This is a genomic window from Monoglobus pectinilyticus, assembly GCF_002874775.1.
In the GTDB taxonomy this organism is placed as follows: Bacteria; Bacillota; Clostridia; order Monoglobales; family Monoglobaceae; genus Monoglobus; species Monoglobus pectinilyticus.
The window spans coordinates 2642776-2667882 of record NZ_CP020991.1; the positions used below are offsets into that span (position 1 = coordinate 2642776).

The 25107-nt window shown below is 35.4% G+C and carries 20 protein-coding genes and 1 tRNA gene; 18 read left to right on the forward strand and 3 right to left on the reverse strand.

Annotation, left to right across the window (positions count from 1 at the left end):
- Positions 1-49 precede the first annotated feature (49 nt).
- The 8 genes from B9O19_RS11075 to B9O19_RS11110 all read left to right on the forward strand — a co-directional run bounded on the left by B9O19_RS11075 (position 50) and on the right by B9O19_RS11110 (position 8156).
- The gene (locus B9O19_RS11075; protein WP_102366474.1) at positions 50-562 is read left to right on the forward strand and encodes a GNAT family N-acetyltransferase; all 513 of its coding nucleotides are present in this window, start codon (positions 50-52) and stop codon (positions 560-562) included.
- 140 nt (positions 563-702) lie between these two features.
- Complete coding sequence (gene rnhA, locus B9O19_RS11080; RefSeq protein WP_102366674.1) at positions 703-1140, forward strand: ribonuclease HI; 438 nt, start codon at positions 703-705, stop codon at positions 1138-1140.
- Between the two features lie 82 nt (positions 1141-1222).
- Positions 1223-2395, forward strand: a complete 1173-nt coding sequence (nifS, locus tag B9O19_RS11085; RefSeq protein WP_102366475.1) for a cysteine desulfurase NifS — start codon at positions 1223-1225, stop codon at positions 2393-2395.
- Between the two features lie 17 nt (positions 2396-2412).
- Entirely contained in the window at positions 2413-2862 is a 450-nt protein-coding gene (nifU, locus tag B9O19_RS11090; RefSeq protein ID WP_102366476.1) for a Fe-S cluster assembly scaffold protein NifU, read from the forward strand.
- Positions 2863-2865: 3 nt separating this feature from the next.
- Positions 2866-3957 (forward strand): tRNA 2-thiouridine(34) synthase MnmA, encoded by a 1092-nt coding sequence (gene mnmA / locus B9O19_RS11095; RefSeq protein ID WP_102366477.1) that lies wholly within the window; start codon positions 2866-2868, stop codon positions 3955-3957.
- Complete coding sequence (locus B9O19_RS11100; RefSeq protein ID WP_102366478.1) at positions 3954-6335, forward strand: ATP-dependent helicase; 2382 nt, start codon at positions 3954-3956, stop codon at positions 6333-6335. The genes mnmA and B9O19_RS11100 overlap by 4 nt, the downstream gene beginning before the upstream one ends.
- Before the next feature lie 3 nt (positions 6336-6338).
- Complete coding sequence (locus B9O19_RS11105; RefSeq protein ID WP_102366479.1) at positions 6339-7073, forward strand: class I SAM-dependent DNA methyltransferase; 735 nt, start codon at positions 6339-6341, stop codon at positions 7071-7073.
- Positions 7074-7523: 450 nt separating this feature from the next.
- A complete protein-coding gene (locus tag B9O19_RS11110; RefSeq protein WP_102366480.1) occupies positions 7524-8156 on the forward strand; it encodes a GyrI-like domain-containing protein in 633 nt (210 codons plus the stop codon).
- 727 nt (positions 8157-8883) lie between these two features.
- Here B9O19_RS11110 and B9O19_RS11115 read toward each other — a convergent pair.
- Both B9O19_RS11115 and cas6 read right to left on the reverse strand, forming a co-directional pair.
- Positions 8884-9417: a methylated-DNA--[protein]-cysteine S-methyltransferase gene (locus tag B9O19_RS11115; RefSeq protein ID WP_102366481.1), complete on the reverse strand. Its 534-nt coding sequence runs from the start codon at positions 9415-9417 to the stop codon at positions 8884-8886.
- Positions 9418-9659: 242 nt separating this feature from the next.
- The gene (gene cas6 / locus B9O19_RS11120; protein ID WP_102366482.1) at positions 9660-10538 is read right to left on the reverse strand and encodes a CRISPR system precrRNA processing endoribonuclease RAMP protein Cas6; all 879 of its coding nucleotides are present in this window, start codon (positions 10536-10538) and stop codon (positions 9660-9662) included.
- A gap of 484 nt (positions 10539-11022) precedes the next feature.
- Between cas6 and B9O19_RS11125 the strand changes: the two genes are divergently transcribed.
- From B9O19_RS11125 to msrA, 7 genes are all read left to right on the forward strand, one after another.
- Positions 11023-11098 (forward strand) — tRNA-Asn (locus B9O19_RS11125).
- Positions 11099-12063: 965 nt separating this feature from the next.
- Complete coding sequence (locus B9O19_RS11135) at positions 12064-12303, forward strand: helix-turn-helix domain-containing protein (RefSeq protein ID WP_102366484.1); 240 nt, start codon at positions 12064-12066, stop codon at positions 12301-12303.
- Positions 12304-12356: 53 nt separating this feature from the next.
- Positions 12357-14930, forward strand: coding sequence for a type I restriction-modification system subunit M (locus B9O19_RS11140; RefSeq protein ID WP_102366485.1), 2574 nt, complete (start codon positions 12357-12359; stop codon positions 14928-14930).
- A 1-nt stretch (position 14931) separates the two neighbouring features.
- Complete coding sequence (locus B9O19_RS11145) at positions 14932-16143, forward strand: restriction endonuclease subunit S (RefSeq protein ID WP_102366486.1); 1212 nt, start codon at positions 14932-14934, stop codon at positions 16141-16143.
- A 138-nt stretch (positions 16144-16281) separates the two neighbouring features.
- Positions 16282-16524, forward strand: coding sequence for a four helix bundle protein (locus B9O19_RS12310; protein ID WP_306560030.1), 243 nt, complete (start codon positions 16282-16284; stop codon positions 16522-16524).
- Between the two features lie 45 nt (positions 16525-16569).
- Positions 16570-19740: a type I restriction endonuclease subunit R gene (locus B9O19_RS11155; RefSeq protein ID WP_102366487.1), complete on the forward strand. Its 3171-nt coding sequence runs from the start codon at positions 16570-16572 to the stop codon at positions 19738-19740.
- Positions 19741-19914: 174 nt separating this feature from the next.
- On the forward strand, positions 19915-20421 hold the full coding sequence (msrA, locus tag B9O19_RS11160) for a peptide-methionine (S)-S-oxide reductase MsrA (protein ID WP_102366488.1): 507 nt from the start codon (positions 19915-19917) through the stop codon (positions 20419-20421).
- Positions 20422-20693: 272 nt separating this feature from the next.
- Here msrA and B9O19_RS11165 read toward each other — a convergent pair whose 3' ends face one another.
- Positions 20694-21614 (reverse strand): ribokinase, encoded by a 921-nt coding sequence (locus B9O19_RS11165; RefSeq protein WP_102366489.1) that lies wholly within the window; start codon positions 21612-21614, stop codon positions 20694-20696.
- 168 nt (positions 21615-21782) lie between these two features.
- Here B9O19_RS11165 and B9O19_RS11170 point away from each other — a divergent pair, with 168 nt between their 5' ends.
- The 3 genes from B9O19_RS11170 to B9O19_RS11180 all read left to right on the forward strand — a co-directional run bounded on the left by B9O19_RS11170 (position 21783) and on the right by B9O19_RS11180 (position 24766).
- A complete protein-coding gene (locus B9O19_RS11170; RefSeq protein WP_102366490.1) occupies positions 21783-22811 on the forward strand; it encodes a LacI family DNA-binding transcriptional regulator in 1029 nt (342 codons plus the stop codon).
- 171 nt (positions 22812-22982) lie between these two features.
- On the forward strand, positions 22983-23978 hold the full coding sequence (locus B9O19_RS11175) for a LacI family DNA-binding transcriptional regulator (protein ID WP_158648996.1): 996 nt from the start codon (positions 22983-22985) through the stop codon (positions 23976-23978).
- 35 nt (positions 23979-24013) lie between these two features.
- Positions 24014-24766, forward strand: coding sequence for a glutamine amidotransferase (locus B9O19_RS11180; protein ID WP_102366675.1), 753 nt, complete (start codon positions 24014-24016; stop codon positions 24764-24766).
- Positions 24767-25107 lie beyond the last annotated feature (341 nt).

Genomic DNA, 25107 nt, shown 5'->3' on the forward strand with positions numbered 1-25107 from the left:
CGGCTATGCCTTTTATTTTTTATAAATTATAATTAAAGAGTGAGGTATAATGATTTTTGAAACAGAACGTTTAAAACTTAGAGAGCTAAATATAGGCGATTTTAAAGATTTGGCTGAAATATTACAGGATAAAAATGTTGTATATGCGTATGAGCATGACTTTTCTGACAGGGATGTGCATGAATGGATGGAGCGTCAGTTTAACAGATATTTAAAGTATGGTTTTGGATTGTGGGCAGTTGAGTTAAAGGGAAGCGGTGAGATGATAGGACAAGCTGGGCTTACCATTCAGCCGTATAATGAATCTGAGGTGTTGGAAATCGGTTACTTATTAAAGAAAAAGTTTTGGCATAAGGGGTATGCGATAGAATCGGCAATGGGATGTAAAGAATATGCTTTTGAAGTTTTGAAAGCGGATAAAGTATATTCTATTATAAAATCTGATAACTATCCTTCAATACGAGTTGCCAAGTCTATTGGGATGAGTAAAGAAAGTGAATTTTATACTCAGTATTATGGTACAAAAAGTTTACACTATTTATTTTCTGTAAGTAAAAAATAAAATACATATTATACTGAGTTTATATAGTAAAAATCCGTCTGAAATTATTTAAATAATTTGGTGAAAAAAGCCTTTTAATTGGATAAGTGTTATGTTATAATATTGGGCAAGCTATTAAAATGAGGTGTATTATGCTAGATATAAAGAAAGTTCAAATGTATACAGATGGAGCATGCAGCGGAAACCCGGGGCCGGGCGGTTATGGAACAATTCTGAGGTATGGGGAATTTGAGAAAAAATTGTCCGGCGGCGAGGCTCAGACCACTAATAACCGTATGGAGCTTATGGCTGTTATTGTCGGTCTTAAAGCTCTTAATCAAAAATGCTGTGTTGATATATACAGTGATTCCAAATATTTTATTGACGCAATTGATAAAGGCTGGGCAAAAAAGTGGAAAAGCAACGGATGGATGCGGAATAAAAAAGAAAAAGCTTTAAATCCGGACCTTTGGGAAGAGGTTTTAAGCCTTCTTGAAAAGCATGACGTTACTCTTCATTGGGTCAAGGGTCACAACGGACACCCGGAAAACGAGGAGTGCGACCGAATGGCAGTTGAACAATCTAAAAAATTTAGCTGATACAATTATTTTAAAAGCAAATAAATTACGGTAAATCTACTTTTCATAGATTGAGCGTATAAAAAGAAAGGTAGGAAAGAGTATGAGAATTTATGTTGACAATGCGGCTACTACTAAAATGAATGCCGCAGTCGCAGAGGAAATGATTCCGTTTATGACGGAATTTTACGGAAACCCATCCAGTATTTATTTGGAGGGCAGGGAGGCAAAAAGGGCCGTTGAAAAGTCGAGAGAACAAGTTGCAAAGGCTATTTCAGCGGAACCTAAAGAAATTTACTTCACAGGAAGCGGTACTGAAGCAGATAATTGGGCTGTTCGCAGTGCCGCGTCAGCTTATTCTAATAAAGGAAAACATATTATAACTAGCAGTGTGGAACATCATGCGGTTCTTCATACTTGTCAGGACTTGGAGAAACAAGGATATGAAGTGACTTATTTGCCGGTTGATGAATATGGCAGAGTTTCTGTGGAGGATTTAAGAAATTCAATTAGACCTGATACGATACTGGTTTCAATCATGTTTGCCAATAACGAGATTGGGACTATAATGCCTGTAAAAGAAATAGGCGCTGTGTGCCGTGAAAACGGGGTATTGTTCCATACGGACGCGGTTCAGGCAATAGGAATGTGTGAAATCAATGTGGAAGAGTTAAATATAGATATGCTTTCTTTGACGGCGCATAAGTTTCATGGACCAAAGGGAGCAGGGGCTTTATATGTGAGACAGGGTGTTAAACTTACGCCTTTTATTACCGGAGGAGCACAGGAACGCGGCAAACGCGCTGCAACTGAAAACGTTCCGGGAATTGTAGGACTGGGCAAAGCAATAGAGCTGGCTGCAGAGAATATTCCTGAGAGACAGAAAAAATTATCGGAACTCAGAGATTATTATATAGAAAAGGTTTTAAACAAAATACCATATTCAAGACTTAATGGTCATCCAAAGGACAGACTTCCGGGAAATGCAAACATCAGTTTTCAGTTTATTGAAGGTGAAGGAATGCTGCTTCGTCTTGACATGAAAGGGATATCGGCGTCAAGCGGAAGCGCTTGCACTTCTGGTTCTTTAGACCCGTCTCATGTGCTTTTGGCTATCGGGTTAAAACATGAAGAAGCTCATGGTTCGCTCAGAGTTTCTTTTGATGAAACAAACACGAAAGAACAGGTAGATTATATTGTTGATGAATTGGCTGATATAATAGAGCTTCTCAGAAATATGTCGCCTTTGTATGAAGATTTTATCAAAAATAATTAGTCAAAGGAGGAAAATATATGTATAGTGAAAAAGTTATGGATCATTTTTCAAATCCCAGAAATGTGGGTGAGATATCTGACGCCAATGCTGTTGGACAAGTTGGAAACCCAAAATGCGGGGATATAATGAAAATATATATGAAAATAAATGATGACACAAAAGTGATAGAGGATGTAAAATTTAAGACATTCGGATGCGGAGCGGCAATAGCCACTTCAAGCATGGCCACTGAACTTGTTAAAGGTAAAACTATTGATGAAGCATTGGAGTTAACTAATCAGGCGGTTGCAGACGCTTTAGACGGTTTGCCTCCGATAAAAATGCACTGTTCTAATCTTGCAGAGGAAGCAGTTCATGCTGCTCTTGCGGACTATTATGAAAGACATGGAATGGATACGTCTGAAATACCGCAGTGCACAGGCTGTTGTTCTTCGTGCAGTATTGAGCATGAAGGCGGCGAGGATTAAGCTATGTCAGAAAAGATTGTGATAGGAATGTCAGGCGGCGTTGACAGCAGTGTAGCCGCGGCGCTTCTAAAAGAGCAGGGATATGAGGTTATAGGCTTAACCATGCGCCTGTGGGACGGAGAAACAGTAGGTGATGTCTTTAGAGACGGAACCTGCTGTTCTTTGTCAGCGGTGGAGGACGCTAGACGAGTTGCATACAAATTAGGAATAGAATATCATGTTTTAGACTTTCGAAAAGAGTTTGAGAAATATGTTATTGACTATTTTGTGAATGAATATCAAAATGCCAGAACGCCAAATCCTTGTATAGCGTGCAATAAATTCCTGAAATTTGACGCTATGTTAAAAAAAGCCAAATTGCTTGGTGCAGAGCTGATTGCCACAGGCCACTATGCAAAGGTCTCCTATGATTCTTCATACGGCAGATATCTTTTGCGCCGTTCAATGGCTTCTGAAAAGGATCAGACATACGCTTTATATTCTTTAAATCAGGAACAGTTAAAGTCTATAAGAATGCCGCTGGGAGAAATTGACGGTAAGGCCCGGGTTCGCGAAATAGCAGAAAGGTTGGATTTGCCGACTGCTTCAAAACCAGACAGTCAGGAAATTTGTTTTGTGCCTGATAATGATTACGTGTCTTTTATAGAGCGCAGGACTGATAAAAAGCCTGAACCCGGAAACTTTATTGACGAATATGGGAATGTGCTGGGTAAACACAGCGGAATAACCCATTATACTATAGGTCAGAGAAAAGGGCTTGGAATAGCTTTTGGAAAGCCAATGTTTGTGACAAAAATCAATCCGCTGACTAATGAAATTACGTTGGGCGAGAAAGGCAGTGAATTTTCTGAAAGTTTGATTGCTGACAATTTAAATTTCATTTCATTTGAAAGTTTTAATGAGCCGTTTGAAGCTTTGGCTAAAATAAGATACAGTGCTGTTCCGGCTTCCTGCATGGTTTATCCATATGAGAATGATATGGCAAGAGTTGTTTTTGATAAACTGCAGAGAGCGGTAACGCCGGGTCAGGCTGTTGTATTTTATGAGAAAGACAGTGATATAGTAATTGGCGGCGGCACAATAAGAGAGGGGTGATTAAAATAGATTTTCTTAGTTTGAGACGAAGTATAATTGATAAAGAGTATAAGAACCTGAATGAAAGACAAAAAGAAGCTGTGTTTACGACTGAGGGGCCTATATTAGTGCTTGCCGGGGCAGGAAGCGGAAAGACCACTGTTATAATACATAAGATTGCTCATCTGATTAAATATGGAAAAGCATATATGAGCCAGCATATCCCGGATAATATAACTGAGCAGGAAATTGAATTTTTGGAATGGTATTTAAACGGTGAACTGGACGAGCTCACTCCTGAGATAGAGAATTATCTGTCCGAGGAGCCGGTTAAGCCTTACAATATTCTAGCAATAACATTTACTAATAAAGCTGCTGGAGAACTTAAAGCAAGGTTGGAAAAAAGCCTTGGAGCGGTTGGAAATGACGTTTTTGCAAGCACGTTTCATTCTATGTGCGTTAGGTTTCTGAGACGTGATATTGACAAGATAGGATACGAAAAGGCGTTTACAATATATGACAGTGCCGACCAGCAGACAGTTGTTAAAGAGTGCTTAAAAGAGCTTGAAATTGATGATAAAAAGTACCCGCCGAGAAAAGTTTTAAGCTTAATCAGCGGAGCTAAGGATAAGCTGATAGACGCTGATGAATATATGGACGGCTGTCAAAGCGACTATTATTTAAAAAAGGTTGCTGATATATACAAGCTGTATCAGAGAAAGCTCAAGAGCAACAACGCTTTGGATTTTGATGATTTGATAGTGCTGACAGTAAGACTGTTTGAAGAGTGTCCTGAAGTGCTTCAGTATTATCAGAATAAGTTTAAATATATTTTGGTGGATGAGTATCAGGATACTAACCATGCTCAGTATAGACTGGTAAGCCTTCTTGCAAATAAACATAAAAATTTGTGTGTTGTGGGAGACGATGACCAGAGTATATATAAGTTCAGAGGAGCCGATATACAAAATATTTTGGGATTTGAGCAGGAGTTTTCTAACTGCAAAGTGATAAAGCTTGAGGAAAATTATCGTTCTACACAGCATATTTTAGACGCCGCAAACAGTGTTATCAAACATAACGACGGCAGAAAAGGCAAAGAGCTTTGGACTTCAAACGGCGAAGGTGAAAAAATCAGCTTATACATAGCTGACAATGAACATAGCGAGGCGCAGTCTATAGTAGAAAATATATTAAATTTAAATGCAAATTTGAATGATACGGTTATATTATACAGACTTAATGCGCAGTCCCGTATTATAGAGGATACACTGTTGAGAAATGCTATTCCCTATAAAGTTCTAGGGGGCTTGAGGTTCTATGATCGTAAGGAAATTAAAGACATAAGCTCATATTTGAGGCTGATTGTAAATACCAATGATGATATTGCATTAAGAAGGGTAATAAATGAGCCGAAGAGAGGAATTGGAAATACCACTTTGGAAAGAGTGCATTCAGTATCGGTGCGGAACGCCTTAAGTATGTTTGAAGTTTGCGAGAGAGCCGATGAGTTTGACGAATTCAATTCTTCAGCGTCTGCCAAACTTAAAAAGTTTTCAGAACTTATAAATAATTTTAAACGTGAACTGGATGAAGGTATGGGGCTTGAGCTTTTTGTTAAACTTGTTATGAAAGGTTCGGGTATGATTGAGGCGTTAAGCACTGAAAAGACAGTTGAAAATCAAACCAGACTTGAAAACTTGGACGAATTTATTTCAATGGTTCAGGAAGCGGTCCGTGAAGATGAAGCAATAACTTTAGACCAGCTTTTAGAAAATATCTCACTGGTTTCGGATATAGATAACTATGATGAGGCACAGGAATGTGTGACGCTGATGACGCTTCACAGCGCGAAGGGACTGGAGTTTCCGAATGTGTTTTTAATAGGTATGGAGGAAAGTGTTTTTCCGAGCGCGAGGTCGTTTGGAGTTCAGGAGGAATTAGAGGAAGAACGGCGTCTATGCTACGTTGGGATAACTAGAGCAAAAAAGAGACTGTTCCTATCGGCGGCAAGACAAAGAACTTTATTTGGACAAACAAAGTATAATATGCCGTCGAGATTCCTTGAAGAAATCCCTGAAGAGCTTGTTGATAAGAAGATGGATACTCTGGCATATTCTGCGGGCAGTACAGAATCTTCGTACAAATATGCTGGTGAGACTAAAAATACATACGGCGGTTTTGGAGACAGCGGTTTCTTAAAGAAGGCGCCGGAGAAAACCTTGCAGGATGAAACCTCATATATTATTGGTGATAAGGTTAAACACAGAAAATTTGGTATTGGCACAGTTGTATCAGCTCAGCAGATGGGAAAAGACTGTTTGGTAGTCGTAGATTTTGAAAGCGTCGGTCAGAAGAAGATGATGGCCGCTTATGCAAACTTTGAGAGAGTGGAATAGTATATGTACAATGATTTTTCGCTGATTTATGATAGGTTTCAGGAGATAGATTATAGGGAATTTATAAATTTTTATATAGAGGTATTTAACCGAAATAATTATGAGCCGCATTCGATTATCGATCTAGGATGCGGCTCAGGAGAAATAACGGTTTTGCTCGGCAAAAAAGGCTATAGTGTAACAGGTATTGACATATCAAGCGATATGCTTTCTATAGCTCAAAATAAGGCCTTTGACAACGGCGTTGATATAACGTTTTTAAATCAGGATATGACTGAATTTAGTGTTTTAGATAAAGCGGACGCAGTTATATCTTCGCTTGATTGTATTAATTATTTGCCGTGTCTGAATGATGTGAAAGAAACTTTTAGTTGTGTTTATGAGAGCCTCAAACCAAATGGAATATTTATTTTTGACATCAACTCAGAATATAAATTAAGCAATATATTAGGCAATAATACTTTTGTATATCAAGATGATGAAGCATATTGTGTTTGGGAATGCGGTTATTTTCCTGAAGATAAAGTTACGAGTTTTGAGCTGAACTTTTTTGTGAAAGACAATTCAGGAAAATACGACAGATACTTTGAATATCAGGAAGAAAAATTGTATTCTGTACGAGAGCTTCAAAGTATAGCAGAAGAGGAAGGATTCAAAAAAACAGATGTTTTTTCTGACTTGAGTTTTGAAGAACCTAAACAAGACAGTGAAAGAATCTTTTTTGTTTTGCGGAAATAGATAGTGGCTATAATAAATTTAGATATGGGGTAACTTTTATAATATAAAAGTTCAGACTGTTGATAAAGTATGAAAGTATTTGATAACATTGGACAATGCTTTAAATCCACTCGTTCGAAGAGTAAACAGTCATCTTTACGTTTCAAGTAGAGCATATAGTGTTTTATAATCACATTCTTTACTTCAGTTATTTTTCAGGCAGCTGACTCATATGAGTTAGCTGCCTTTGTTTGTGTACTTTTCTCAAAATCACTTTTTCCATATGCTGACGTTCTAAACTATATTAATTTGAAATGTGTGAGGGAATATTAGAGCATTAGGATTTTTTCTTATCTTCTAGGCTGGATAATCTTAGTTTTATATATTAGAATTTAAAATATATTTTTTATAATATGACGCTCTGTTGTCATATTTAATATGATAATATATAGAAAAAGGATGGTGTTTATAGTGGCTTTTGATTTTAAAAAAGAATATAAAGAATTTTATATGCCGAAAGATAAGCCTGAAATTGTGACAGTTCCGTCTGCTAATTATATAGCTGTCCGCGGAAAGGGCAATCCCAACGATGAAGGAGGAGAATATAAGAAGGCGGTTGGTATTCTGTACGCCGTGGCTTATACAATAAAGATGAGTTATAAGGGAACTTATAAAATCGACGGTTTTTTTGAATATGTTGTACCTCCGCTTGAAGGTTTTTGGTGGCAGGAAAATGTTGAAGGCGTTGATTATTCGGATAAGAGCAGTTTTAATTGGATTAGTGTAATCAGATTGCCGGATTTTGTAAAGAAGGAGGATTTTGATTGGGCTGTTCAGGAGGCGTCGCGAAAAAAGAAGCTTGACTGCTCGCCAGCAGAATATTTAACTATAAATGAGGGCTTATGCGTACAAATTATGCACATTGGCGAATATGACAATGAACCTGCTTCCGTTGCTGTAATGGATGAATATATTTCTGCGAAAGGTTATGAAAATAATTTCAATGACAGCCGTCTTCACCATGAAATATATCTTTCTGACCCAAGGAAAACCGAGCCGGCAAGATGGAAAACAGTGATTAGACATCCAATAAAGATTAAATGAATTTAAGATACTGAAATAAGATATTTAGTTTATAAACAAGTAATGTGGTTTATGCAAAAGACAGTAACAGGTTAATTTAAGATATTTCATATTTGATTGATAAGTTTTTTAATATTAGCGTGTTTTGATAACAAATTTAATACTACTGAAAAAGGCATATATTCGCTTTAGAATATATGCTTTTTCTGAAATAATGTAAGAAAAATAAATTGAATTTATATGAATTTATAACCTTTAATTTACTTATTTACCGCTGGTTTTTAAGGTTCCACACCATATAATTAATTCTTAAATATTTTTAAATATGTATAATCTGTTATATAGGTTATGCAGAGACTGTTACTCCGCTTCTTTATTAGCGGTTTTAATGTTCTTAATCGCATACATAAGTCTTACATATTGGGTTATTTGAATACCTTTACTGCATAGGAAATGCTGAATTGGATACTATTTATGTGTCTTGAATCATTCGTTTTATCTTTTACGTCTACTGTTATATTTTTGTGTAATACCTCAGTGTATATTCTTTATTTTCCACGACTTTAATATATCAATGTCAGATACGATTATTAGATTCTTTAACTTTTACAATTGTTTGTATGTAATATTTGCTGAGATAATTCTGTAATTTATTTTCCATAATTATTTATTGAAATTATTTCTTTACAAATAATTTCAATAGTATTTTTTATCTAAATATTCTTGTACCTAAAAGATTTAATAGGAATTATAATGCTGTTCCTTTCTTAGGCACAAAAAAGTTTGATATATCTGCTTTTTCAAGAGTAAGCAGTTTTATCTTCTTATCAATACCGCCTGCATATCCCGTCAGGCTTCCGTTTGAGCCAACTACTCTGTGACATGGCACAATAATAGAAATCGGATTATGACCTACTGCGCCGCCGACTGCTTGGGCAGACATTTTAGTCAGACCTTTTTGTTTGGCTATTATATCAGAGATTTCTCCATAAGTCATAGTGTGTCCGTAAGGAATAGTTTTTAAAATTTCCCAAACCATTTTTCGAAATGGCGTTGTTTTAAATAATAACGGAGGTGTAAAATTCGGTTTTTTGCCTTGAAAATAATTATCAAGCCATCTCTTTGTTTCATTGAAAACTGATAATTCTTTTTCTTCATATTTTTCAGGTAAAGTATCTCCGAAATATTTTTGTCCATAAAACCATAACCCGGTTAAGGCTTCACCGTTGCTCGCCAGCATAATTCTGCCCAGCGGCGACTGATATTTAAAGGTATATGTCATTTTATTAAACCTCCGATAAAATATTAAATCAGCAGATACTTTATTATTTGCAAATATATATATATCATATATTAAATAAATTTTGATATGGTACTTGATTTATAAAAATATTTTGTACCCAACAAAATTTAATTTAAACGTGTTCAGCATATTATATTATGTAAGAGTTATTTATATATAATTATGTATACAGTGTTAGTGTTAAGAAATTCGCTCATACTAAAAACACTCCTTTTATAATTTTAAATAAACTCAACCTCTATGCGCCCCATGCCAAATGTGGTGTTTCCGCCAATATGTAATATTTGTGCGGCATACAGCCAGGGAACAAATAAAGATAAATCTCCATGAAAAGACATACTTCCCATTAATCCTCCAAAATCCATTTTTTCATTTGTTCTGTTTGAATATCGCTCCATATTAACCAATTCTATATCTTTTTTTGTTGTGATAATCTTTGACGACAATTTCTGAATATGCTCCATCTTTTCTGTATCAACCCATCCGCCGTAACGTCCGGTAAGAGATTCAATTCTATATGTTATATTTCTAATAATCGATGAAAAATCAACGTCTTTAAGCAATTCATTGTTACGCCGCCTTCGCAGAGGAGTTAGAAACTTAATTGTCACACTTTCTACATTATCCAATGTTTTATAGACTAAAGGTATTTTTCGAATTGCCGCTTGATAAAATGTTCTATCCTGCCAAATGACTCTTTGGTCTGTTTTATGAACAGCCTTATCAAATATGAATTTATTCCTGCGCACTCCAAGACGCAGCCCGCCTTGACTGCTTAATGCGTCAATAACATTTTTAGCATATTTGGCGCCGTCACCTAAAAACATTATATCAAAATTAAGAATATCATTTTTATAGAATAATTTTTTACCAATCATCGGTGGAACAATAATATAAGGATTTAAAACTTCTTTTCTTTTCTTATCCAGACGTCGGTTATCATATAAATAATGACAAGCTTCAGTGTCGTTTCTAAGAACATGTCCAATTGCACCGCGAAGCGTGGAGCCGAGGTATGGCGGCAATATTGATTTATCCTGAGCTATAACTGAGAAGTTGATAGGTAAATATTCTAAATAAAATTCTGTATTTTCTATCATAACACATTGCTTACCTTTCTTTTGTAGAAAATAGACAAAAAATATTTTATTTTGTATTATTTTATCATATATTTAAAAATAATACAAGTATAAATAATATATTTTTGAAAATTATTATATTTGCACATAAAAAATAATAAATAAAATAATAACTGATAAAAATATTTTATTATTTATGTATTAAACTTTGATTAATAGGAAAAATATAAGAGAAATTTAATTATGTATGAATACAATATAGGCATCTATAACTTTTTTATTAAATTGTTAAGACTATAAAGTGTATAAATTTTTTAATTATAGAGTTAAGTTTAAAGCTCTTTATAGCAATCAACTGAATAAAAATTAAATATATACATTTTTAAAATTTAAAATTAAAAAAATATGTCGAAAAAGATAACATAAAAAATTTAAAAAATTTTAAAAAAAGTATTGACAATGGATAAAAAAAATAGTATACTATTATCCGTTGAGTTTGATATATTCCTCTATAGCTCAGCTGGTAGAGCATGCGGCTGTTAACCGCAGGGTCGTTGGTTCGAGTCCAACTGGAGGAGCCACGTGTACCATAGTAAGAATGTGAACCATTTAGGTTTGGACATTATACTATGGTACTTTTTTATGCCTGTATTTATGCGCCTTTATGGTGTTTTTTATTTTTTCAAAATAGATAGGAAAGTGAAAAAGCACGGAAATGAAAAAAATACTGATATTAATCATTCAGTGCGAACTACTGTTATATATTTTATTTAATTGTAAAATTCACGGTTTAAGCCAAAAATCAGACTCGTGTTTATTTAGTGTTTTGTATATTAATGTTGCATGAATACGTTCTCTGTTAAGAAGGGAATCTTTTTAAACACTTCTATTTTGAATGCTTTAATAATTCTGTTTCGATTAAAAATATACCCCTAAATCAATTCGGTTAATTGTATTAATATTCACTATCAAACACACGGTTCAACGGTAAAGTTGATACAACGAAAAAGGCTTGGTTTCAAACCTTTTTTGCGTTTTAGGAGAAAAAATCGGAGTCAGTTTTGGCTTCGGTTTTTTATTTTCTGTGGTTTTTATTTTCTAAATCGTTTCGGTTAAAAGTAACCCCCTTTGGACTATGTATAAAAAATGATGGTCGTTTTTGTGCATGGTTATGCTGTATTAAAAAAGGGTATATCAAGGATAATAAACGCCATTAATTTCAAGTAAAGGGAATCTATATGACAATGTTTCACTAATATTAAGCATATATCTGCCTGTTTCATAAACAGGAATATTTCTCTCTGAAAGATGTTTGCAATCCTTATCACTGCCAACGTTTACTTTATGCCATTCCTAATTTTTAATTCCTCATTATTATTACGCTGTACTAAGTTGATGTCATAGCATGTTAATAATCATTAAGAAAAGTTAATAGAGCGAACAAAACAGTTTTGCTTTTTCGACAAAATCATTGAAATACCGAGAATTATATGCTATAATATAATTATAATCACTTATACTCATACGGAGAGAAAGGGTTGACAAAATGACTGTTAGTTATAAAAAGCTATGGCATATGTTGCTTGACAGAGATATGAAGAAAAAAGATTTGCAGGAGGCTGCCGGATTATCAGGATATGCAATGCTGAAGCTTGGACGGGACGAGAATGTGACAACAGAGGTTCTCGGAAAAATATGCGGGGTTTTGAATTGCACTACGGATGATATTATGGAGTTTATTCCCGACAAAAAAACTGCGGACGATAAAGCAAAGTCTATTTTTTAGGATAGTAAAAATGACATATCATAGTAGAAATACAATCAGAAAGGGACTTTTAGATGAATAAACAACAGCTTGCAAACCGTATTTGGGAGTCAGCAAACAAAATGCGCTCTAAAATTGAAGCCAACGAATATAAAGATTATATCTTGGGCTTTATTTTTTATAAATACTTATCTGATAAGGAAGTAAAGTTTTTAATAGAAAACGACTACACGGATGAGTTGCTGCCTACGGTGACTGAAGATGATGACGAAACGGTCAGATGGGTTCAGCAGAACCTCGGATACTTTATATCCTATAATAATCTTTTCTCTACTTGGATATCTATCGGCAGAGATTTTGATGTATCAAATGTGACTGATGCACTTTCGGCTTTCAACAGAAATATCAGCAGTTCGCATAAAAAAGTATTTGAGAAGATTTTTCAAACGCTTGAAACAGGCTTATCAAAGCTTGGCGACAGTTCAGGTGCAAGAACAAAAGCTATCAGCGGTCTTTTGCAGCTTATCAAGGATATTCCCATGGACGGCAAACAGGATTATGATGTTTTAGGTTTTATTTATGAATACTTAATTGAAAAGTTTGCAGCCAATGCCGGAAAGAAAGCAGGAGAGTTTTATACACCTCACGAGGTTTCTTTATTGATGTCCGAAATCGTTGCAAACCATTTAAAAGGCAAAAATGAAATTGAAATCTATGATTCGACTAGCGGTTCAGGTTCGCTGCTGATTAATATTGGTAAGAGTGTTTCAAAGTATATGCCAAATTCCGATAATATAAAGTATTATGCACAGGAGCTAAAAGAAAATACATATAATCTTACCCGTATGAACCTTGTTATGAGAGGAATTAATCCGTCCAACATCACGACAAGATGCGCTGATACGCTTGAAGAAGATTGGCCGTTTTTTGATGAAAACGACCCGGTTAATACATACGAGACATTGTATGTGGATGCGGTGGTATCAAATCCGCCGTATTCGCAGGCCTGGGATCCGTCCAATAAAGAGTCTGACGCAAGATATTCACGCTTCGGTCTTGCACCGAAAGGAAAAGCAGACTATGCCTTTTTGCTGCATGACTTGTTCCATATAAAGCCTGACGGAATTATGACTATTGTACTTCCTCACGGTGTGTTATTCCGTGGCGGTGAGGAGGGCGAAATCCGCAAAAATCTCATTGAAAACAACCATATTGACGCAATAATCGGACTTCCTGCAAATATATTTTTCGGAACAGGTATTCCGACGATAATAATGGTACTTAAACAAAAAAGAGAAAATACCGATGTCTTGATAATTGACGCTTCAAAGGGCTTTATTAAAGAGGGCAAAAACAACAAGCTTCGTGCATCTGATATTAAACGTATATCGGACGCTGTTGCTGCAAGAGCTGATTATCCGAAATTTTCAAGGGTTGTAACTCAAGATGAAATACGAAAAAATCATTATAATCTTAATATCCCACGTTATGTTGATAGTTCCGAAAGTGCAGAGTCTTGGGATATTTATGCTTCTATGTTCGGAGGAATACCGAAGTCCGAAATAGACGAATTGTGTGAGTATTGGAAAGCGTTCCCGAATTTGAAACAGACTCTGTTTAACGATAACGGCACTCCATATGTAACACTTGCAGCGAATGATATTAAATCGCAAATAAAAAATCATGCTGATGTTATTGAGTTTGAAAAAGCTTTCGGAGACACCTTTGCGAACTTCTCTGACTTTCTAAAGGATGAACTCTTATCAAAAATGACAACACTTGCAATAACAAAGACTGAAGATGATTTGAGCGAAAATATTTTTGACAGGCTTAAAAATATTCCTTTGATTGACCGTTATGAAGCATATCAAATTCTTGATGATAATTGGTCAGGTATCTCTGTCGACTTGGAAATTATTCAGACTGAAGGCTTTGAAGCAGCAAAAAAGGTTGACCCAAAGCTGATAATAAAAAAGAAAAATGGCAAGGATGAAGAAATACAGGACGGTTGGACAGGTCATGTTATTCCTTTTGAGCTTGTCGGAGAAACTTTACTCAGTGATGACTATGCTGCGCTTGCAGCCGATGAGAACCGTCTTTCAGAAATTCCTTCAGAATATGAAGATCTGCTCGAAAGCCTGACTGAAGAGGAAAAGGAAAGCGATATTCTTAATGAATCCGGTGACAGCTTTGTCGCAAAGGAAGTAACCAAAAAGCTCAAGGCATTGAAAAATGAGGAGAAAACGACCGAAACAGCTAAATTTATCGAAAAACTTAAAACATATGAAAAGCTCGCAAAGGAAGAAAAAGAATTAAAATCCTCAATAAAAAAGAAGTCAGCAGAACTGCAGAAGAAAATAAAGATAACTATTGAAAATCTGAGCGATGAACAGGTGTATATGTTGCTTGAAAAGAAGTGGATTGAACCGCTTATTGAGGGGCTAAAAGGATTGCCGGACACACTTGTAGACACACTTGTAAGTAAAATCTCTGCACTACAGACCAAATATGATACTACACTTGACGAGATTGAGGCACAAATCAAGGAAACAGAGTCAACACTGGCAGAAATGATTGACGAGCTTGTGGGAAATGAATTTGACATGAAAGGGCTCAGCGAGTTCAAATCGCTGCTTCTAGGTGAATAAGATGTCAGAAAAAAAGAAACCGGTTGTCAGATTTGCCGGATTTACCAGCGATTGGGAACAGCGTAAGGTTGGGGATTACTGTGATATGTTCAATGGAGATAGAAGCGTAAAGTATCCGAGTGCACAAGATATGGTTGCGGATGGAATTCCATTTATAAATGCAGGAGATTTAGAAGATGGGCGAGTGAAGTTAAGTTCTGCCAATAAAATAACACGTGAAAAATATGATGATTTAGGAGGGGCAAAACTGCAACTTGGAGATATAGTGTATTGCCTTAGAGGAACTCTTGGGAAAAATGCCTATATAGACAACTTTGATGAAGGAACAGTAGCGTCATCATTAGTCGCAATTCGTCCTAAAAATATAGATGGTAGATATTTATTTCATGTATTTAATTCTGACATTGAATATCGACAAAGAGTTGTCCATGATGAAGGTGCAGCGCAGCCAAATTTGTCTGCAAAAAGCGTATCAGAATTTTTGATGCCAGTACCAGATATAGATGAACAAAAAAAGCTTTCTTCTTTTTTTGACCACCTCAACCACCTTATCACCCTTCATCAGCGCAAGTGTGATAAATTAAAGAATGTGAAGAAATCTATGCTCGAAAAGATGTTTCCTAAAAATGGACGCAAAGTGTCCGAAATTCGTTTTGCCGGATTTACTGATAATTGGGAACAGCGTAATGATAATGAGGAATTAGAAATTAGGAGTGAGGAATGGTATATAGTAAGCATTGGCGATATAGTAAGCATTGGCAATGGTAAGGACTACAAACATCTTTCAGATGGGAATATTCCTGTTTATGGAACAGGCGGATATATGCTTAGTGTTAGTGAAGCATTGTCATATGATGATGCAATAGGGATTGGCAGGAAAGGCACAATTGATAGACCATATGTATTAAAAGCACCATACTGGACGGTAGATACGCTATTTTATTGCATTCCGCAAAACAACATTGACTTAAATTTTATATATGCAGTTTTTCAAACGATTGATTGGAAGAAGCTTGATGAGTCAACTGGTGTACCGAGTTTGTCAAAAGAAAACATTGCTAATTACTCACTTCTCATTCCTCGTTCGGTTGATATACAAAGGAAAATAGGCAGATTTTTTAAAAACTTTGACAATCTCATCACCCTTCATCAGCGTAAGTTAGAAAAGCTGCAAAATATCAAGAAATCTTGTCTTGAAAAGATGTTCGTTTGATAATTAGGAATGAGGAGTGAGGAATTAGTAATGAAAGAAAATGTAGTTGTTGAAAAATCAAAGGCTTTTGCTGTTAGAATCATTCAACTTTATAAATATATGTATGAAAATAAAAAAGAGTTTGTAATGTCAAAATAGATTTTAAGAAGCGGAACGAGCATTGGTGCAAATATTGCAGAGGCGGAATGTGCCTTCAGTAAAAAAGACGTTCTTGCAAAAATGTATATTGCATTTAAAGAGTGTTCGGAAACAAAATATTGGCTTGAGTTACTATATAAAACTGAATACTTGAGCAAAGATCAATATAATAGCATTGATAGCGACTGCACAGAATTATTAAAACTTCTATCGAGTATTACAAAATCGACAAAATATAGATAATTCCTAATTGCTAATTCCTCATTAAACAAAGGAAGGAGAAAAATTATGCCGTTCACAAAAGAGGCCGATTTTGAGGAGGCCCTTATAAAAGTCCTTTCAAACAAGGGTTGGGAGAATGAAGTGATAAGTCATCCCACAGAACAGGACTTGATTGATAATTGGGCAAACATTTTATTTGAAAATAATCGTGGAATTGATAGGCTTAATAACTATCCGCTGACAAACGGCGAAATGCAGCAGATTATGGAACAAATCAATAATTTGCGTACTCCGCTTAAGCTAAACGGATTTATAAACGGCAAAACGGTATCTATTATCAGAGATAATCCCAATGATAAGCAGCATTTCGGAAAAGAAATCAGCTTGAAAATTTATGACCGCCGGGAAATCGCCGCAGGTCAAAGCCGTTATCAGATAGTACAGCAGCCTGTTTTTCCGACAAAGCCAAAAATATTGAATGATCGTCGTGGTGATTTAATGCTTTTGATTAACGGAATGCCGGTTATTCATATTGAGCTGAAAAAGAGCGGTATTCCTGTAAGCCAAGCTTGCCAGCAAATAGAAAAATATTCGCATGAGGGTGTCTTTACCGGGCTGTTTTCGTTGGTGCAAATATTTGTTGCAATGACGCCGGAGGAGAGCAAATACTTTGCCAATCCCGGACCGGACGGCAGTTTCAATCCGAATTACTATTTTAATTGGGCGGATTTTGATAACGAACCGATAAATAATTGGAAGTCAATAGCTTCATCGCTGCTATCCATTCCTATGGCTCATCAAATGATAGGCTTTTACACTGTTGCCGATAACTCAGACGGCGTTTTGAAAGTAATGAGAAGCTATCAGTATTATGCCGCAAGCGCTATATCCGATAAAGTTTCCAAAACAAAATGGGATAAGTCTAATCAGCGCGGCGGATATATATGGCACACAACAGGTTCGGGAAAGACGATGACGAGCTTTAAATCAGCACAGCTTATCGCAAATTCAAAAGATGCCGATAAGGTTATATTCTTGACAGACAGAATCGAGCTGGGCACACAGTCATATAATGAGTATAACAATTTTGCAGATGAGAATGAAAGTGTTCAGAAAACCGAAAATACATATGTGCTTATTTCGAAACTGAAAAGCATTGATTCTGCAGATACTCTTATCGTTACATCAATTCAGAAAATGAGCAACATCAAATCTGAAGATGGTTGTTCAAATGCCCATGATATTGATATAATCAATAAAAAACGCTTGGTATTTATAGTTGATGAAGCCCACAGGTCAACCTTCGGCGATATGCTGCTTACAATTAAAGAAACATTTCCAAACGCTATTTTCTTTGGTTTTACCGGCACGCCTATTCAAGAAGAAAATCAAAAGAAAATGAACACTACATCAACAGTATTCGGAAGCGAGCTGCACAGATACAGCATTGCAGACGGTATTCGCGACGGTAATGTTTTGGGATTTGACCCTTATAAGGTCTTGACTTTTAAAGACTCCGATATTCGCAGGCAAGTGGCGTTGGAAAAGGCAAAAGCAAAAGACGCTGATGAGGTTTTTAATAACCCGGATAAGTCAGCAATATACTATAAATATATGGATGCGTCACAAGTTCCTATGGCAGGCTATAAAACAGATGACGGAAAATATATTAAAGGTATTGAGGATTATATACCATTTTCACAGTACAGAACCGAAGAACATCAAAAGAAAGTTGTTGAAGATATAAAAGAAAAATGGCAGGATTTAAGCCGTAACAGCAAATTTCACGCTATTTTTGCCACAAGCAGTATTCCTGAAGCTATAGATTATTATAGACTTATTAAGTCGGAAATGCCTCAGCTGAAAACCACTTGCTTATTTGACCCGAATATCAGCAATGAGGACGGCGATTATAAAGAATATAAAGGTGAAAAAATAGCTTTTTTTAAGGAAAATGGACTTATTGAAATCATAGAGGACTATAACAAGGCGTTTGAACAAGATTTTTCTATTGCTTCACATGCAGCGTTCAAAAAGGATATTTCTTGCAGAATGGCACACAAGGAGCAATATAAATGGATTGACAAAACACCCCAAAAGCAGCTTAATTTATTGATTGTTGTAGACCAAATGCTTACGGGCTTTGACTCCAAGTGGGTTAATACATTATATCTTGATAAAATGCTTGAGTATGAAAATATAATACAGGCATTTTCAAGAACAAATCGAATTTTCAGACAAGACGAAAAGCCTTTCGGCACAATAAGATATTACAGAAAACCTCACACAATGGAGAAAAATATAGAAGCGGCTGTTAAGCTTTATTCCGGCGACAGACCGGTTGACCTTTTTGTTGACAAGCTGGGACATAACATAGAAAAACTTAACGGGATTTATCAGGAGATAACCGAATTATTTACAAATGCGGGTATTCCTGATTTTGAAAAGCTTCCGGATGAAAAATCGGTAAAGGCAAAGTTTGCATCTCTCTTTAAGGATTTTAACGGCTGTTTGGAAGCTTCTAAGGTTCAAGGTTTTAATTGGGATAAACATTCATATGCAGATGAAGAAACGGGCAAAACATTTGATGTCATGCCTCAGTTCACACAAACTCAATATCTTGTTTTAGTTCAAAGATATAAGGAATTAACGGAAAGAAGGCCGGGTGACCGATCAGGTGAAGTTGATGTTCCTTATGATTTGGTCGGTTATATTACAGAAATAGATACCGGACGTATTGATGCCGATTATATGAACAGCCGCTTTGACAAATATATGAAACTAATTCATCAAGATGATGCTACCGCCGAAGCACAGGAAGAAGCCTTAAATGAGCTTCATAAGACGTTCGCGGCGCTCACGCAGGATGAACAAAAATATGCAAATATCTTTTTGCATGATATTCAAAGAGGTGATGTTTCCGTTGAGGAAGGAAAATCGTTAAGAGATTATATAACCGAATATTTATATCGTGCGAAGAACGCTCAAGTTCATCAGTTTGCAGCCACATTCGATTTAGATGAGAAAAAACTCCGCAACATGATGTCGTTAGGTCTTACATCGAGTGATATTAATGAGTTCGGACGTTTTGATGAGTTATTTAAAACATTTAATAAGGAGAAAGCAAAGTTGTATTTTGAGGAACAAGAGGGCAAAAAAATCGTTCCTCCGAAAGTAAATATAAAGATGGATAAATTACTTAGACAATTTATTCTCGAGGGCGGATTTGAGATTTAAAATTAGAATGAATTTGTGACATAGTAAGATTCTGAAGCATTGAGGTTTGGATTTTTACTATGTCATTTATTATATCAATATTTATGTGTCTTTACGGTGTTTTTTACAGGTCACATATCAAGGAATAGTAAATTCCTATTATTGCTATACTAAGATCAGGACGGTGAAATAATCATGAAGAAGAAAATTTATTTTGCAGGCGGATGCTTTTGGGGGACACAAGCCTATTTCTCCTTGCTGAGAGGTGTTGTAAATACTCAATGCGGATATTCAAATGGAACAGCGAAAAATCCTACTTATGAAGATGTGTGCCGAGGGAATACGGGACATGCGGAAACAGTTATGATAGAATATGATGATTCGATGATTAAACTTGATAAGCTGCTTACTGAATTCTTTAAAACTATCAATCCAACGACCAAAAATCGTCAGGGAAATGATATAGGAAGCCAATATAGAAGCGGTATTTATTATGTTGACGATGCAGACATTAATACTATTCAAGAATTTATTGAAAATAAGCAGCGTGAATACAGCAGACCAATCGTGACCGAGGTTTTGCCTTTATTATGTTATTATCCGGCGGAGGAATATCATCAGAATTATCTAGATAAAAATCCGGGAGGATATTGTCACGTAGATTTGAACTTGATTCAAAAGGATGATAAGATAAGAAATTAGATAAAGATTAAAGGAATTCATACCATTTAATTGAAATAAATCTGCAGAAATCTGTTGACATAAAATGAAAGATGTGATATACTCCGGTAAAGAGTAGAAGTAAGGAAGAGTTTACTTAATAGTATCTCTGAAATAATTTTATTAAATTATAATTAAAGCATAAAAAGTACTCGTATAGATAATCTGTACGAGTATTTTTGATATAAAATTATGGAGTGGAACCTTATTTGTTAAGTTATAAATACAATGCTAAATTGTGTATTATGGATTTATTAAAAATTAAAAGGCAGTATATCGGGCTTTTGATATTTAATATCAGAGCTGAAAACTTCTTCTATTGTAGGAATTGAGTTTGAGGCGCCGGCTTTTGAAACAACTAAAGAGGAGGCTCGGCTGGCGGTTTCAAGAGATTTTTCAATAGAATCGCCAAGAGCAAGCCGACCAATAAAATAACCGATAAAAGTATCACCGGCTGCAGTCGTATCTACTACCGGTACATTATAAATGCCATACGAAAGAACTGTATTTTTGTATATATATATACATCCATGCTTTCCTAATGTAATTAAAAGATGTGTTTCCGGAAAATTAGTTAAAAGCCATGAAATTGCGCTTTTAATATCTTTTTTTCCGGAAATGCCAAGACACTCAGTTGTATTCATACAGAGGTACTGTATTTTCTCCAGTGGTAATTTTAATACATTTTTATTGAATGGCGCCGGATTAAAAACTATATTAAGTCCACGTTTTGCTGACTGGTTAATAATATGGTCAAGACAATTGATTTCATTTTGGAGAATCAGTATATCACCCTTTTCAAAATGCTCTAATACTGAATCAGCGTAATCCTTGGTAATTTTTTGATTTGCTCCGCCGTCCAATACGATACAGTTTTCACCGGAGGAATCTATAAGGATAACTGCATGTCCTGTGGGAATATCACATATATTGATTAAAGTAGTGTCTATTTTATGTTTTTTTAATACATTTATTAAATCATTTCCGTCCTGTCCGATTTGACCGGCGTGAAATATTGGATAGCCGCTGCTTTGTACTGCAATCGATTGGTTAAGTCCCTTTCCGCCAAAGAATCTTTTTCTATTCAGAGCGGATATTGTTTCGCCAGGTGAAGGAAAATGCTGTATTTGATATACATAATCAAAGTTTAGAGAACCAAAATTCAAAATTTTCATAATAAATATCCTTTCTTTATAAGATTGTCAATAAAACGTTTTACTTGGTTTTATTATGACCTAATAAAGTGGAAAAGTCAACATAGAATTAGAAATTTAATAGATTAATAATATAAAACTTATCAATAATTGTAATATTGTTTTAATAAAAAATGAGTAGGAGATAACATGGGAGTAACAATCAAAGATATTGCAAAAAAATGTGGAATTTCTATTACAACGGTATCGCTGGTGCTTAACCATAAGGGCGAACACATTTCAAAAGAGACGAAAAATAAAATATACAAGGCAGTAGAGGAATTAAATTATCAGCCAAACCAGGTGGCAGTAAGTATGGTAACGAAGCGGACTAATACGATTGGTCTGATACTTCCGGATATAAGTGATCTTTTTTATTCAAGTTTTGCTAAAGAAATTGAAAGGAAGTTTAGCGAGAAGAATTATAATGTGATTTATGGTAATACCTTATCTTGTTTTGACACATGTATGGAATATCTGCATATTTTTCAAAAGCGTAATGTAGATACGATTGTAATCGTATATCCTGATTATGCTATGACAGAAGCACAGAAAAAAAGGCTGAATTCATTTTTTGATTTTTCAAATACGCCTGTTTTATGGATAGACCATGGATTATTAAGAAAAGAAGAAAGCGTAGTTTCAGTTAATCAGAAAATGGGTGGATGTTTGGCGGTAAAACATTTAATTGAGTTGGGGCATACTCGTATTGGATGTATATGTGGACCGCATGATTCAAAAATTTCACAGGAACGGCTTAAGGGATATAAAGAGACTCTAAATAATGCGGGAATTTCTTATGATTCGCAGTTAGTGTATCATGGGGAGTTTGATATTGAAAGCGGTTCAAGAGGTATTGAGGAATTACTCAAATACGGTATTACGGCGGTATTTGCATGTAATGATATGATGGCTTTGGGAGTATATGTGCAAAGCAGAAAAATGAATTTTCAAATTCCTGAGCAGCTGTCGGTAGTTGGGTTTGATAATGTATATTTGACCGGAGCACTGGAGCCGCCTCTGACGACCATAGTACAACCGATAGATGAACTTAGCGAAAAAATAGTATCCTGCGCTTTGGAATTAATCAATGAAAAAAGATATGAACATGTGGTTATGAATCCCAGTTTGAAAGTAAGAAGCAGTACGGCTCATCCGGTAATGATAAAAACACAGTAAAAAATCCCAATAAAATCAAAATATATTTTGATTTTATTGGGAATTTTTTTTGGTAAGACTACACAAATCACTATTGACAAACTCAGATAAGAGTGATACTATAATTTTAGTAAAACGTTTTACTAACTTTAATTATCTAATAAAAAAGAGATGGTTAGGATGAATCCAAAGATGAAGGACATTGCTTCAAGAGCAAATGTGTCGGTTTCTACTGTTTCAAAAATTATTAATAAGGAGACAAAAAATTTCCGAAAGGAAACCGTGGATCGGGTACAAAAAATTATAAAAGAAATGGGGTATGCGCCGAATATAGTTGCCAGGAGTATGGTTACTAAAAAAACAGGTTTAATAGGATTAATCCTGCCGGATATTTCAAATTTATATTTTGCTGAAATGGCAAAAGGTATAGAGATTGCGTTAAGGCATATGGAATATAATATGATACTATGCAATTGCAATGATTCAGACGAACGCGAAAAAGCCTATATTGATATTATGAGGCAAAAATGTGTAGACGGCATTATTTTAATTCCGGTGTTAAGTTCAAGTGTAGACATTACGTATACAACAATACTCAAAGGAATCCCATTTGTTATTTTAGACAGAATATTTTCAAAGGAAAACACACAAATAGACAGTGTTTCTTTTGACAATATTTTAGGAGGATATATAGCGGTAAAACATCTAACTGATTATGGACATAAAAAAATTGGCTGTGTTACAGGACCGTTGTTAAATAAAAGCGCGCATGACAGGTTTATAGGCTTTAAAAACGCTTTAGCTCAGGCTTCTATTCCATTTCAGTCAGAATTAATTTGTCAGGCAGATTATAAGTATCAGGGTGGATATAAGGCAACACACAAACTGTTAAAAAATAATATTACGGCGTTAGTAGTACAGAATGATTTAATGGCATGCGGCGCTTATCGAGCGGCACAGGAAATGGGAATTGAAATACCAAATCAGCTAAATGTGATTGGATATGATGATACAGATTATACTCAAATTTTATTTCCAACATTAACATCTGTTTTACAGCCGAATCAGAAAATGGGAGAAGCGGCAGCTAAAATGTTGGTTCATAAAATACAAAAAAGTGATTATCAGAATAAGATAGTTTTTAAGCCGCTGTTAGTAGTAAGAGAAAGTACATGCGCTGTAGTTTGAAGTATATTTACAAAGAGTAAATGAAGGGAGACTTCATAATGAAAAAAATTTTGCTTGCAGGTGAATCTTGGACAAGCGTTACAACACATATTAAAGGATTTGATATTTTTACAACTTCACGTTATGAGGAGGGGGGAGACAGACTGATAAAAGCGCTTAAAAATGGTGGATATGAAGTGGATTTTTGCCCTAATCATTATGCGGGAGAACATTTTCCTGACACAGTAGAAAAGCTGCGCGGATATGACGCTGTGTTTTTATCAGACATTGGCTCAAACACGTTACTTTTATCGGATAGAGTGTTTTCATATGGTGATACGCAGAATAACAAATGTACGGCGATAAGAGATTATGTTCTTGCCGGAGGGGCACTTTGTATGATAGGAGGTTATCTTTCTTTTTCCGGAATAGATGCTAGAGCAAGATATGGGAAGACGGCTGTTGCAGATGTACTTCCTGTAAAGATATTGCCTTATGATGATAGATGTGAACATCCTGAAGGAGTTTTTCCGACTGTGTCAAATGATACGCATCCGTTAATGCAAGGTATTAACGAGGAGTGGCCGTGTTTCCTGGGATACAACAAGACTGTTGCTAGATGCTTGCCGGCATGCAAAACGATTGCTAAGATAGACGGAGATCCATTTATATCAGTAGGTTCTTTTGGTATGGGAAAGTCGGCTGCATTTACATCAGACTGTTCTCCTCATTGGGCATCACCTGATTTTATGAGTTGGAAATATTATGATACGTTTTGGTGTAATCTTGCTGATTGGCTGACAAAATAAAATTATTAAATTACAACGAAGGAAGGAGGAGAGCAATGATGAAAAAGCACATGATTGATATGATATGTTCAAGGGGATTCAGTTAGAAATTATGATTTGATGGGATGGCAAATATTTAAGACATAATGCAGGATTGTTTTATGGGTGTGTTATGAGCATCTGAAGAACATTGCGGTAACGTATACAAGTTAATCTATTAATACATATTTGTGATTTTCCATAGAAGTAATGTTTTCTGCTATGGAGATTAGGTAAGCGCTGGAATAACTATCTGCAGATATAATGATGTTCTGTTGCTGATAATTTTGAGATTGAGCACACAGACAAGCTTTGTCGTTTAT